Origin of the sequence: Inquilinus ginsengisoli (genome assembly GCF_031453975.1) — a bacterium.
Lineage (GTDB): Bacteria > Pseudomonadota > Alphaproteobacteria > DSM-16000 > Inquilinaceae > Inquilinus > Inquilinus ginsengisoli_A.
Genome location: NZ_JAVDPW010000009.1, coordinates 218,049 through 231,118, shown reverse-complemented (window position 1 = coordinate 231,118; position 13,070 = coordinate 218,049). Strand labels below are relative to the sequence as shown.

At 68.0% G+C, this 13,070-nt stretch carries 11 protein-coding genes; 6 read left to right on the top strand and 5 right to left on the bottom strand.

The window, feature by feature from the left end:
- Positions 1-74 precede the first annotated feature (74 nt).
- The 5 genes from ugpB (at position 75) to E9232_RS25100 (ending at position 5,523) form a co-directional block, all read left to right on the top strand.
- Positions 75-1,376: a sn-glycerol-3-phosphate ABC transporter substrate-binding protein UgpB gene (gene ugpB, locus E9232_RS25120; RefSeq protein ID WP_309798694.1), complete on the top strand. Its 1,302-nt coding sequence runs from the start codon at positions 75-77 to the stop codon at positions 1,374-1,376.
- Between the two features lie 146 nt (positions 1,377-1,522).
- Entirely contained in the window at positions 1,523-2,407 is an 885-nt protein-coding gene (gene ugpA / locus E9232_RS25115; RefSeq protein ID WP_309798692.1) for a sn-glycerol-3-phosphate ABC transporter permease UgpA, read from the top strand.
- Entirely contained in the window at positions 2,404-3,252 is an 849-nt protein-coding gene (gene ugpE, locus E9232_RS25110; protein ID WP_309798690.1) for a sn-glycerol-3-phosphate ABC transporter permease UgpE, read from the top strand. The genes ugpA and ugpE overlap by 4 nt, the downstream gene beginning before the upstream one ends.
- A 146-nt stretch (positions 3,253-3,398) precedes the next feature.
- Positions 3,399-4,481, top strand: coding sequence for a sn-glycerol-3-phosphate import ATP-binding protein UgpC (locus E9232_RS25105; RefSeq protein WP_309798688.1), 1,083 nt, complete (start codon positions 3,399-3,401; stop codon positions 4,479-4,481).
- 208 nt (positions 4,482-4,689) lie between these two features.
- On the top strand, positions 4,690-5,523 hold the full coding sequence (locus E9232_RS25100; RefSeq protein ID WP_309798686.1) for a class I SAM-dependent methyltransferase: 834 nt from the start codon (positions 4,690-4,692) through the stop codon (positions 5,521-5,523).
- Between the two features lie 84 nt (positions 5,524-5,607).
- Here the strand turns inward: E9232_RS25100 and E9232_RS25095 are convergent, their stop codons facing one another.
- The 3 genes from E9232_RS25095 to E9232_RS25085 form a co-directional block, all read right to left on the bottom strand.
- Positions 5,608-6,231: a hypothetical protein gene (locus E9232_RS25095; RefSeq protein WP_309798684.1), complete on the bottom strand. Its 624-nt coding sequence runs from the start codon at positions 6,229-6,231 to the stop codon at positions 5,608-5,610.
- Between the two features lie 142 nt (positions 6,232-6,373).
- Positions 6,374-6,619, bottom strand: a complete 246-nt coding sequence (locus E9232_RS25090) for a hypothetical protein (RefSeq protein ID WP_309798682.1) — start codon at positions 6,617-6,619, stop codon at positions 6,374-6,376.
- A gap of 23 nt (positions 6,620-6,642) precedes the next feature.
- Positions 6,643-7,299 carry a peroxiredoxin gene (locus tag E9232_RS25085; RefSeq protein WP_309798680.1) on the bottom strand — a complete coding sequence of 219 codons (657 nt, stop codon included), beginning with the start codon at positions 7,297-7,299 and terminating at the stop codon, positions 6,643-6,645.
- Positions 7,300-7,444: 145 nt separating this feature from the next.
- Here E9232_RS25085 and E9232_RS25080 point away from each other — a divergent pair, with 145 nt between their 5' ends.
- Positions 7,445-8,011, top strand: a complete 567-nt coding sequence (locus E9232_RS25080) for an ankyrin repeat domain-containing protein (protein ID WP_309798678.1) — start codon at positions 7,445-7,447, stop codon at positions 8,009-8,011.
- A gap of 527 nt (positions 8,012-8,538) precedes the next feature.
- On the opposite strand, the gene E9232_RS25075 is transcribed toward E9232_RS25080, so the two are convergent.
- Positions 8,539-11,688, bottom strand: coding sequence for an efflux RND transporter permease subunit (locus E9232_RS25075; RefSeq protein ID WP_309798676.1), 3,150 nt, complete (start codon positions 11,686-11,688; stop codon positions 8,539-8,541).
- Positions 11,685-12,836, bottom strand: a complete 1,152-nt coding sequence (locus E9232_RS25070; protein WP_309798674.1) for an efflux RND transporter periplasmic adaptor subunit — start codon at positions 12,834-12,836, stop codon at positions 11,685-11,687. The genes E9232_RS25075 and E9232_RS25070 overlap by 4 nt, the downstream gene beginning before the upstream one ends.
- Between the last annotated feature and the right edge of the window lie 234 nt (positions 12,837-13,070).

Below are 13,070 nucleotides of genomic sequence, written 5' to 3'. Positions count from 1 at the left end.
ACTTTCATGTCGCTGTCATGTTTTGCAAATGCCGCGCCTGTAAGAGCGCCGGGTACCATTGGGGGGATTTCGCCATGAGACTGCATCTTGCCGCGACCGTATCCGCCGCGATCCTGAGCTTCAGCCTGCCCGCCCTCGCCGCCACCGAGATCCAGTGGTGGCACGCCATGACCGGCGCCAACAACGAGGTGGTCGAGACGCTGGCCAAGGAATTCAACGACAGCCAGTCCGACTACAAGGTGTTGCCGGTGTTCAAGGGCACCTATGCGGAGACGCTGAACGCCGGCATCGCCGCCTTCCGCGCCGGCCAGCCGCCGCACATCCTGCAGGTGTTCGACGCCGGCACCGGCACCATGATGGCCGCGTCCAGCGCCGTGGTCCCGGTGGCCGACGTGCTGAAGACCGACGGCGTCACCTTCGACAAGTCGCAGTATCTCGGCGGCGTGATCAGCTACTACAGCTCGGCCGATGGCGAGCTGCTGTCCTTCCCGTATAACAGCTCGTCGCCGATCCTCTATTACAACAAGGACGCCTTCAAGAAGGCCGGGCTGGATGAGAACGCACCGCCCAAGACCTGGCCGGAGCTGTTCGACGCGGCCAAGAAGATCAAGGCTGCCGGCTGGTCCTGCGGCTTCACCTCGACCTGGCTGACCTGGATCCAGCAGGAGAATTTCGCGGCCTGGAACAACGTGGCCTACGCCACCGACCAGAACGGCCTGGCCGGGCTGGAGCCGAAGCTGCTGATCAACAGCGACCTCGATGTCCGCCACTTCCAGACCATCGCCGACCTGCAGAAATCAGGCGTGTTCTCCTATGGCGGCCGCACCTCGGAGGCCAAGACCAAGTTCACCAGCGGCGAATGCGCCATGCTGACCGAATCCTCGGGCGGGCTGGGCGACGTGATCAAGTCCGGCGTCAATTTCGGCACCAGCACCCTGCCCTACTACCCCGAGGCCGCGGGCGCTCCGCAGAACACCATCCCCGGCGGCGCCAGCCTGTGGGTCCTGGCCGGCCATCCCCAGGCCGAATACAAGGGCGTGGCGAAGTTCTTCGAGTTCCTGTCGCAGACCGACATCCAGGTCCGGCTGCACCAGAAGTCGGGCTACCTGCCGATCACCATGGCCGCCTATGAGGCCACCAAGAAGTCCGGCTTCTACGAGCAGAACCCGGGCCGCGAGATCCCGATCCTGCAGATGATGGGCAAGGCGCCGACCGAGAACTCCAAGGGCGTGCGCATCATCAACCTGCCGCAGGTCCGCGACATCATCAACGAGGAGCTGGAGTTGATGCTGAACGGCCAGCAGGACGCCAAGACGGCGCTGGACAAGGCGGTCGAGCGTGGCAACGCGGCGATCAAGGAAGCGGCATCGCTGTAAGGCACGGAAGGGGCGGACACCCGCCCCTTCCCTTCGTCATCCCCGCGAAAGCGGGGATCTCTCCATGCTCTCGAACCCGATGAGGTTCCCGCTTCCGCGGGAATGACGGCCCAGGGGAAGGCGAGCTCCGCAATGGCACCAGCCCCATGAACCGCCGCGCGATCTTCCCGAACACGGTCCTGCCCTATCTGCTGGTGGCGCCGCAGATCGCGATCACCCTGGTCTTCTTCTTCTGGCCGGCGGGCCAGGCGATCCGCCAGTCGATGCTGCGCGAGGACGCCTTCGGGCTGAAGAGCCGCTTCGTCGGCCTCGACAACTTCGCCCGGGTGCTGGCCGATCCCGCCTATGTGAACTCGCTGCAGGTCACCGCCGTGTTCTCGATCGCGGTGGCGATCTCGGCGCTGGCCGTCGCGCTGCTGCTGGCGGTGATGGCCGACCGGGTGGTGCGCGGCCAGGGGCTGTACCGCACCCTGCTGCTGTCGCCCTACGCCATCGCCCCGGCGATCGCCGGCATGCTGTGGCTGTTCCTGTTCAACCCGTCGATGGGCACGCTGGCGGTGCTGCTGCGCCAGGCCGGGTTCGACTGGAACCCGCTGCTGAACGGCGGCCAGGCCATGACCCTGGTGGTGGCCGCCGCGGCGTGGAAGCAGATCAGCTACAACTTCCTGTTCTTCCTGGCCGGGCTGCAGGCGATCCCGAAGAGCCTGATCGAGGCGGCGGCGATCGACGGCGCCGGGCCGGCCAAGCGGTTCCGCACCATCATCTTCCCGCTGATCTCGCCGGTGTCGTTCTTCCTGCTGGTGGTGAACTCGGTCTACGCCTTCTTCGACACCTTCGGCATCATCCACGCGGTGACCGGCGGCGGCCCCGGCAAGGCGACCGAGATCCTGGTCTACAAGGTCTACAATGACGGCTTCGTCAACCTGAAGATGGGCGCCTCCGCCGCCCAATCCGTGATCCTGATGATCCTGGTGATCGGGCTGACCTTCGTGCAGTTCCGCTATGTCGAGCGCCGGGTGCACTACTCATGATCGAGAACCGCCCGTTTGGCCGGCTGGTCGCGCATTTCATCCTGATCGTCGGGATCGTGCTGGTCGCCTTCCCGATCTACTACACCTTCATCGCCTCGACCTATCCGACCCAGGCGATCCTGTCGCCGCCGCTGCCGCTGCTGCCGGGGGACCAGTTCCTGCAGAACTACAGCGATGCGCTGTTCGGCGGCGCCCGGTCGGTCGGCAGCGTCAGCATGGGTCGGATCCTGCTGAACACCACCGTCGTCGCGCTGGCGATCGCGGTCGGCAAGATCACGATCTCGCTGCTGTCGGCCTACGCCATCGTGTTCTTCCGCTTCCCGCTGCGGATGGTGTTCTTCTGGATGATCTTCGTCACGCTGATGCTGCCGGTCGAGGTGCGCATCGTGCCGACCTACCAGGTCATCGTCGACCTCGGCCTGATCGACACCTATGCCGGGCTGACCGTGCCCCTGATGGCCTCGGCCACCGCCACCTTCCTGTTCCGCCAGTTCTTCCTGACCGTGCCGGACGAGCTGGTCGAGGCGGCGCGGATCGACGGCGCGGGGCCCTTGCGCTTCCTGCGCGACATCCTGCTGCCGCTGTCGAAGACCAACATCGCGGCGCTGTTTGTGATCACCTTCATCTATGGCTGGACCCAGTATCTCTGGCCGCTGCTGATCACCAACGACAACTCGATGAACACGATCATCATCGCCCTGCGCAAGATGATCTCCTTCACCGATGCCGACACCCAGTGGAACCTGGTGATGGCGACCACGATCCTGGCCATCCTGCCGCCTGTGGTGGTGGTGGTGGCGATGCAGCGCTGGTTCGTGAAAGGCCTGATCGAGAGCGAGAAATGAGAGTCCTTCCGACAATGCTACTGGCGCGGCCGCCTGACGGCGGTTTCTCCGCTTCCGGTGCTCACGGACCCAAACGTCCGCTGCGCTCCGGTTCTCGAAACCACCGCCAGTCGACTCACGCCAGCGCATTCTCGAAAGGACTCTGAATGGCCACCGTCGAGATCCGCGGCGTGCGCAAGACCTATCCCGGCGCCGCGCAGGAGACCATCAAGGGCATCGACTGCCGCATCGCCGACGGCGAGTTCCTGGTCATGCTGGGCCCGTCCGGCTGCGGAAAGTCGACCCTGCTGCGCATGGTGGCGGGGCTGGAGAGCATCGGCGCCGGCGAGATTTCGATCGGCGAGCGGGTGGTGAACCGGCTGGAGCCGAAGGACCGGAACATCGCCATGGTGTTCCAGAACTACGCCCTGTACCCGCACATGTCGGTGTACGACAACATGGCGTACGGCCTGCGCATACAGGGCCTGTCGAAAGCGGATATCGACACCCGGGTGCGCCAGGCGGCCCAGACGCTGGAGCTGTCGGCCCTGCTGGAGCGTAAGCCGCGGCAACTGTCGGGCGGCCAGCGCCAGCGCGTGGCCATGGGCCGCGCCATCGTGCGCGAGCCGGCGGTGTTCCTGTTCGACGAGCCGCTGTCCAACCTGGACGCCAAGCTGCGCACCCAGATGCGGATCGAGATCAAGCGGCTGCAGTCGCGCCTCGGCGTCACCAGCCTGTACGTCACCCATGACCAGGTCGAGGCGATGACCCTGGCCGACCGCATCATGGTGATGAATGGCGGCGCGGCCGAGCAGATCGCCCCGCCGCTTGAGGTCTATCTGCGGCCGGCTTCGATGTTCGTGGCCGGCTTCATCGGGTCGCCGGCGATGAACTTCCTGGCCGCGACGGTGACCGCGGACGGCACCGGCATCACCCTGCCCGGCGGCCAGCGCGTCGCCACCAAACGCGCCACGGGGCTGGCCGGCCGCAAGGTGGTCGCCGGCATCCGGCCGGAGCATATGGCGCTGGACGGCCCGACCGACCCGGAGCACCGGCTGAGCATCGAGGTCGAGCTGGTCGAGGCGCTGGGCGCCGACACGGTGGTGCATGGCCGGCTGGGCGACGGGGTGGCGCTGCTGGCGCGGCTGCCCGGCGTGGCGCCGGTGCGCGACGGCGACCGGCTGGCCCTGGGTGTGGCCGAGGATCAGCTGCACCTGTTCGACCCCGACACCGGCCGCGCCCTGGGCTGACCGCATGCGCCGCACCGGTGGCGAGCGCGATTCCGCCGCCGGGATCAGGCGTCCACGGATGGCCTGGACTCCGGCCATGCTCATTGTCCAGGTTTGTCAAGATCACGGATTTTGAGGGATTGCCCGAGGACCTCCCGGTCTCGATCCTGGTCGCATCCCCCATGGCCTGCGCCGGCCGCGGGGCCACCCGCGCGACCGGAGAACGATCATGGCCACCGCCGCTACGACGACCCCGCCCCCACTCGACCTCGCAGCCGTCAAGGTCCGCCAGCAGGGAGCCTGGTCCTCCGGCGACTATGCCGTCGTCGGCACCACCCTGCAGATCGTCGGCGAGGAGCTGTGCGAAGCCCTCGACCTGCGGGCGGGCCAGAGGGTGCTCGATGTCGCCGCCGGCAACGGCAATGCCTCCCTCGCCGCCGCGCGGCGCTGGTGCGATGTCGTCGCCACCGACTACGTCCCGGCGCTGCTGGATCGCGCCAGCGAGCGGGCCGCCGCCGAACGGCTCGTCATCACGGTCCGCGAGGCCGATGCGGAGGCCCTGCCGTTCGCCGACGGCAGCTTTGACGCCGTCGTCTCCACCTTCGGGGTCATGTTCACGCCCGACCAGGACCGCGCCGCCGCCGAGCTGGTCCGGGTCTGCCGGCGCGGCGGCAAGATCGGCCTCGCCAACTGGACGCCGGAGGGCTTCATCGGCCAGCTGTTCAAGACCATCGGCCGGCATGTGCCGCCGCCGCCCGGCGCCAGGTCGCCGGCGCTGTGGGGCACGCGCGCCCGGGTGGACGAGCTGTTCGGGCCGCACGCGTCGTCGGTCGAGGCGACGTCGCGGCATTTCACCTTCCGGTACCGTTCGCCCCGCCATTGGCTGGAGATCTTCAGGACCTATTACGGGCCGGTGCTCAAGACCTTCGCGGCTCTCGCGCCGTCGGCTCAGGACGGGCTTGAGCGCGACCTGATGGACCTGATCGCCCAGTTCGATCGCTCTGGAGACGGCTCGATGGTCGTGCCCAGCGAGTACCTGGAGATCGTCGTCACCCGGCGCTGATCCTATCGCGTCCGCGCCATCAAAAAGGGGCCGCGCAAGCGGCCCCCTTCAGGATGGATCGGCAAAAATGTGAAGCCTTGAGCCTTACGGCTTCTTGGTCTTCGGAGGCGTTGCCGCCGCCGCTGCCTTGTCGGCCGGCGCCGCCGCGGTCTGGGTCTTCGACCCGACCTCGTTGTAGCGCGTGTGCAGCAGGTCGTAGGTCTTGTTCAGGTAGTCGTCGAGCTGCTGCGGGTTGTATTTGACGACTTCGGCGAACTGGTCCTGGCGGGCCAGGCAGTAGGCGGCCTGGGTCATGCGCTGCATGCGGCCGGACTCGTCGTTCGCCATCTTCGTCCGGTAGGTGTCGAACAGGCGCGCGCCGTTGCCCTTGCTGTACTTCCCGAGCAGCTTGCCGAGCTTGTCCTGGGTCTCCAGGATGCGGTCGTCGTTGTTGACCACCCACTGGCTGAAGGTGCGGAAGATGATGGGGTCCTTGAACTCTTCCTTGCAGCTGAGACCGGTGACCATCATCTCGGTCTGCAGCTTGACCAGCAGGTCGTAGCGCACTTCCGTCGGCGACAGCTGGGCCTTCGGCGGCAGGTTCACCGGCTGGTAGTTGCCGACATCAGGGAACAGACCGCCCGTCTGGGGCGGCTTCGGTGCCTCCTGGCAGGCTGCCAGCGCCAAGGCGGCCACCGCGACCGCTATAAAACTCTTCATCATCCTCATCGGTACCCCCGCAGATCCATCGCCCGCACTCTAGCCCAGAAGCTCCGCCGACAGAATCCGAAATGCGCCGACCCGCCGCAACGGCTTATATGGTGCTTCAAGAGAGACCCTTATCTTATTGTGTTGCATCAGTAAAGCGCGATCAGTCTCGGCTCAGTTCCAGTGCCTCGGCGCCGAGATCGGTCAGCTGCCAGGACGGGTCGGCCGCATCGGGATCGAGACAGGCCACCAGTTTCGCCCGGCCGGTCTCGCGCAGCGTCGCCCTCACCCGCCAGACCGGCAGGCCGGCGGCGGCGGAGAGCTGCGCCACGGTGTGCGGCACGGCGAGCAGGCCAAGACTGCGCTTCGCCACCTCCGTCAGGGTGCCGTCGGGGTTGATGCAGGCCATCGTCTATGCCCGGGCGGCCCGGATCAGCCCTTCACATCGGTCTTGCAGTACCACCAGTCGGTGTACTCGTAGCCGGCCTTGGCCCGCGCCTCGGCATCCTCGATGGTGCGCGGTGCCGGCACGATCACCTTGTCGCCGGGGCGCCAGTCGGCCGGGGTGGCGACCTTGTGCTTGTCCGTGGTCTGCAGCGCGTCGATCAGACGCAGGATCTCATCGATGTTCCGGCCGGTGGTCAGCGGATAGTAGATCATCGCCCGCACCACCCCGGTGGGGTCGATCACGAAGACGCAGCGGCTGGTCTCGGTGCCCGACTGCTCCGGCATGATCATGCCGTAGAGCGTCGCCACCTTGCGATCGCCGTCGGCGATCACCGGGAACGGGATCCGGGTGTCGAACAGCTCCTCGATCCGCTTGGTCCAGGCGAGATGCGCGTAGATGCTGTCGATCGACAGGCCCAGCAGCTCGACCCCGCGCTCCTTCAGGGCCGGGGCGATGCGGGCGAAAGCGACGAATTCGGACGTGCAGACCGGGGTGAAGTCGGCGGGGTGGGAGAACAGGACGACCCAGCTGCCGCGGAAATCCTCGAGCGCGATGCGTCCATGGGTGGTCTCGGCCTCGAAGGACGGGGCGGTCTGCCCCAGGCGGGGCAGGCTCGGCAGGGGTGATGGCTCAGCGGTCATGACGGGCCTCGTTGTCGACGGGCGGGTGGCGACGTTTGCCGCAGGATAGTCCAGGCACCGGCGGGGGCCAACCGCTGGCCCGTCGCAGGCCCCCTGGTATAAGGTCGCTGCCGAACCCCTTGGCGGGACCTGTCGGAGACCGAAGATGAAACGAGGCGCGCGCATCGCGGCGGCCGCGGCGATGCTTCTCACCCTCTGCGGCCCGGCTGCGGCCGAGATCGACGTGCTGCGCCGTGCGCCCGACCTGATCCAGGCGGTGCAGCGCAACGATATCGACCAGACCCGCACCCTGCTGCTGGGCGGGACCTCGCCCAACACCACCGACGCCCAGGGTCGCACGCCGCTGACCATCGCGGTGGGCAATGACAGCCTGGCCATGGTGCGCGAGTTGCTGCGCTTCGGCGCGGCGCCGGACCAGACCGATTCGCTCGGCAACACGCCGCTGTACTGGGCGTCGGATATCGGCGACGCCGGCATCGTCAAGGCGCTGCTGGACGCCAAGGCCAATCCCAACCGCGCCAACCGCCAGGGCATGACCCCTTTGATGGCCGCCGCCCGCAACGGCAGCCTGCCGGCGGTGGAGGCCTTGCTGGCCGCCAAAGCGAATCCGAATCAGCAAGACTTCACCGGCCGCTCGGCTCTCGGCTGGGCCGACAGCAGCCGGGCCCGCGCCATCGCCGCGCGGCTGCGCAAGGCCGGGGCGACGGACTGAGGCCCATCGGGGACTGCGTCGACAGGGACCAGTCGTCGGGGGAGAGTGAGGATGCGCTGCGCCCGATGCAGCCGGAGACTCTGTCTGCAGGGTTTCGCAGCTGGCGTCGGACAGGGCGCGGTTGCGGTCCGCGCCCTGTCCGGCTAGGAGTCCCGATCGTCGAGGGGCAGCGATGACGACCAGGACCGAGGCGGGGCTGTGGGGCAGCCCCGCCTCACCGATGCCGCCTGGGGGAAGGCAGGCACCGTTTCGGCGAAGACGCCGGGCGGGGCGCGGTTGCGGACCGCACCCCGCCCGGCTGGTAATCCCGATCGTCGAGGGGCAGGAATGACGACCGGGACCGAGGCGGGGCTGTGGGGCAGCCCCGCCTCACCGATGCGCCGCCTTGGGGGAAAGCGCGCACCGTTTCGGCGATAGCGTCGGACGGGGCGCGGTTGCGGTCCGCACCCCGTCCGGTGTGGCGTCCCGATCGTCGAGGGGCAGCGATGACGACCGGGACCGAGGTGGAGCTGTGGGGCAGCGCCACCTCACGGATGCTCCGCCTGGGGGAAGGCGGGCACCGCTTCGGTTGCCGGCTTCTTCTTGGGATCGCGCCAGGCGATCAGCCGGTAGAACAGCGGAATGAAGAAGGTGGCGATCAGCGTGGCGGCGAGCATGCCGCCGATCACACCGGTGCCGATCGAATGGCGGCTGGCCGAGCCGGCGCCGGAGGCGATGGCCAGCGGCAGGCAACCCAGGATGAAGGCCAGCGAGGTCATGACGATCGGCCGGAAGCGCAGCTTGGCGCCTTCCAGCGCCGCCTCGGCCGCGCTCATCCCCTCCTGCCGCTTCAGCACCGCGAATTCGACGATCAGGATGGCGTTCTTGGCGGCCAGGCCGATCAGTGTGACCAGGCCGATCTGGAAGTAGACGTCGTTCTCCAGCCCGCGCAGCCACACCGCCAGCAGCGCGCCGAACAGGCCGAAGGGCACCGCCGTCAGCACCGCGATCGGCAGCGTCCAGCGCTCGTACTGCGCGGCCAGGATCAGGAACACCATGACCAGGCCGAACAGCAGCGCCTGGTTGCCGGAGCCGCCGGCCGCCTGTTCCTGGAAGGCCGAGCCGGTCCAGGCCAGCGCGTAGCCCTGGGGCAGCGCCTCCTTGGCCACCGCCTCCATCGCCGCGATCGCCTGGCCCGAGGAATAGCCCGGGGCCGGGTCGCCCATGACCTTGGCGGCCGGGAAGATGTTGAAGCGCTCGACCTGGTCCGGCCCGACGATCCGCCGGGTCTTCACCAGCGCGTCGATCGGGATCATGGCGCCGTCGCCGCCGCGCACGAAGACATAGCGCAGGTCCTCCGGCCGCTGCCGGAAGTCGCCCTCCGAGGCGAGGCTGACCCGGTAGTTGCGGCCGTAGAGCGTGAAGTCGTTGACGTAGAGGCTGCCGAAGGTGGCCTGCATCGCCTCGAAGATCGAGGTGATCGGCACGCCCAGCGCCTTGGCCTTCTCGCGGTCGACGTCGATCTTGTACTGCGGGATGGCGGTGTTGAACATCGAGCGGACGCCGGCCAGCTCCGGCCGCTTGGCCGCCGCGGCGGCCAGCGCCTGGGTGGCCTGGGCCAGCGCCGCGTAGCCGGCACCGGTGCGGTCCTGGACATAGACCTCGAAGCCGCCGGTGGTGCTCATGCCCATGATCGGCGGCGGGTTGAAGGCCAGCACCATCGCGTCCTTGATGCCGGCGTTCAGGCCCATGAACGGGCCGGGCAGGTTGCGCGCGTCCAGCGCCGCATCGGTCCGCTCGGACCAGTCCTTCAGCGGCACGAAGGCGACGCCGGCATAGGTCTTCTGGGCGCCGGACAGCAGGTCGAAGCCGGGCACGGCGATGACCTCGCCCGTCGCCGGATGGGTCAGCAGGTTGTCGGTCGCCGCGGCCAGCGCCGCCTCGGTCCGCTCCAGCGACGCGGCCGGCGGCAGGAAGGCGGCGACGATCAGGTAGCCCTGGTCCTCCTGCGGCACCAGCGACCCCGGGATCTTCTGGAACAGGGCGAAGGCGGCGCCCGCCATGGCGACGAACAGCACGATCGCCACGATTGCGCGCTTCAGGAAGAAGCGGACGCCGGCGGTGTAGGCCGCGGTCAGCCGGTCGAAGGCGCGGTTGAACAGGCGGAACGGCAGGGCCGGCTCGCGGTGGCCGGGCTTCAGGATCAGGGCGCACAGCGCCGGCGTCAGGGTCAGCGCGACGATGCCGGAGATGGTGACCGACACCGCGATGGTGACGGCGAACTGGCGGTACATCTCGCCCACCAGCCCGCCCATGAAGGCGACCGGCACGAACACCGCGCACAGCACCAGAACGATGGCGATGACCGGGCCCGAGACCTCGTCCATCGCCTTCCGCGCCGCCTCGCGCGGGGCCAGCTTCTCGGTCCGCATGATGCGCTCGACATTCTCGAGCACCACGATGGCGTCGTCGACCACGATGCCGATCGCCAGCACCAGGCCGAACAGGGTCAGCAGGTTGATCGAGAAGCCGAGCATGTACATGCCGGCGAAGGTGCCGAGGATCGAGATCGGCACCGCGATCACCGGGATCAGCGTCGCCCGGAGGTTCTGCAGGAAGACGAAGACCACCAGCACGACCAGGATCATCGCCTCGATGAAGGTCTTGATGACCTCGTCGATCGAGACCTGGACGAACTTGGTGGTGTCGTAGGGGATGATGTAGGAGACGCCCTCGGGGAAGCCCTGCTTCAGCTCCTCCATCCGCGCCTTGACCGCCTCGGCGGTGTTCAGCGCGTTGGCCCCCGGCTGCAGGTAGATCGGGATGCCGGCGATCGGCTTGTTGTTGTCGAAGGCGGTGGAGTTATAGGTCTGGGCGCCGAGCTCGACCCGAGCCACGTCCTTCAGCCGCAGCGTCGCCGCGTTGCTGTCGGACCGCAGGATGATGTTCTCGAACGCCGCGGCGTCGGGCAGGCGGCCGTCGGTCGTCGCCGAATAGGTGTAGGCCAGGCCGCCGCTGTTGGGCTCGTCGCCGAAGCGGCCGGCGGCGAACTGGGCGTTCTGCTCCTGGATCGCGGCGGAGACGTCGGTCGGCGTCAGGTTGTACTGCGCCAGCTTGTCCGGCCGCAGCCAGACCCGCATCGAATAGTCCTTGCCGCTGCCGAACAGCGAGGCGTCACCGACGCCGGGCACGCGCTTGAGGTCGTCGATGACGTTCAGCAGCGCGTAGTTGTTCAGGTAGATCGGATCGGCCCGGCCGCTCTTGTCGGTCAGGATGATCGCCATCAGGATCGAGCTGGATTTCTTCGAGACGCTGACGCCGACGCGCTGCACCTCCTGCGGCAGGGTCGGCAGCACCCGCTGCACCCGGTTGTTGACGTTGATCGTCGCCTGGTCGGGATCGGTGCCGATCTTGAAGGTGACGGTCAGCGACATGGTGCCGTCGCCGGTGTTGGTCGACCGCATGTACAGCATGTTGTCGACGCCGTTGATCTGCTGCTCCAGCGGCGCCGCCACGGTCTGCGCCACCGTCTCGGCGCTGGCCCCGGAATAGGAGGTCGTGACCGAGACCTCGGGCGGCACGATCTCGGGATACTGCGCGATCGGCAGCACCCGCATCGCCACCAGCCCGGCCAGGGTGATGACGATCGACAGGACCGCGGCGAAGACCGGCCGGTCGATGAAGAACCGCGAGATCACGGGTCCACCTGCGCGACCTTGGCGAGGGACGGCCGCACCGGGCTGCCCGGGCGCACCTTGATCACGCCTTCCGTGATGATGCGGTCGCCCGGCGTGACGCCGCTGTCGACCAGCCAGCCGCCCTCGACCTCACGCCCCAGGGCGATCGGCCGGATCTCGGCCTTGTCGCCCTCGGCCAGGGCATAGACGAAGGGTCCCTGCGGGCCCTGCATCACCGCCATCGGCGGCACCACGATGCCCTGCTTCAGGGTCAGCCCGCCGACGGTGACGCGGACGAACTGGTTCGGCACCAGCAGGCTGTCCGCGTTCGGCAGGATGGCCCGGGCCCGGATGGTGCCGGTCTGGGTGTCGACGATGCTGTCGGTGAAGTTGATGGTGCCGCCCTGGGCGTAGATCCGCCCGTCGCCGAGCTTGACCGTGACCGGGAAGCGGCGGTCCTTCGGCCCGTCGGCCTTGCCCTCGTCGAGCAGCCGCCGGATCTCGGCATAGTCGGCGTCGCCGAAGGAGAAGCTGACATAGGCCGGATCGAGCTGGGTGATCCGGGTCAGCAGGCCGTTGGCGCTGATCAGGCTGCCTTCCGGCACCTCCTCGATGCTGGTCATGCCGCCGAGCGGTGCCGTCACCGAGGTGTAGTCGAGGTTGAGCTGCGCGGTCTGCAGCTGCGCCACGGCGGCGGCGACCGCCGCCTCGTCGGTCCGCACCTGCGCCATGGTGTCGTCGCGGTCCTTGGCCGACCCGGCGCGGCTGGCGAACAGCTTGGCGGACCGGTCGGCGTTGACCCGGTTGTTGGCCAGCTGCGCCTGCGCCTGCTGCAGCTGCGCCTGGCTGCGCGCCACCTCGGCCTGGTAGGTGGCGGGGTCGATACGGGCCAGCCTCTGCCCCTCGGCCACCCGTTCGCCTTCGGTGTAGTCGCGCTTGAGCAGGATGCCGCCGACCCGGGCGCGCACCTCGATCTCGCGGAAGGCGGAGACGCGTCCGGCATAGGTGTAGGTGATCGGCACCGGCCTGGCCGCCAGCTCCTGCACCGTCACCTCGGGCGGCGGCGGGGCGGGTTGCGTCTGGGCCTGGGCTTCGCCGGTGTTTTCGTTGCAAGATGCGAGCAGGGGAGCTGCCGCGACCGACGCGAGCAGCAGGGCGACACGAAGCAAGGGGGACGTGATCGCGGCGACCGTATCCGTGCGAGCGGTGTTTTTGCACCGCACAACAGCGTCAGAGCGCATGTCGGATCGCGCGACACGATCACATACATACTTGAACGTATGTAAAGAAAAAGCCACGATACCCCCCGCCAAGTCTGATCCGGGCCTCGGATCCGCCACGAAGGCGACGATTCAGAATGCCTGTTCTGGGCCGTTTAGGCAATGGCGACAGCAAAAGGCGCC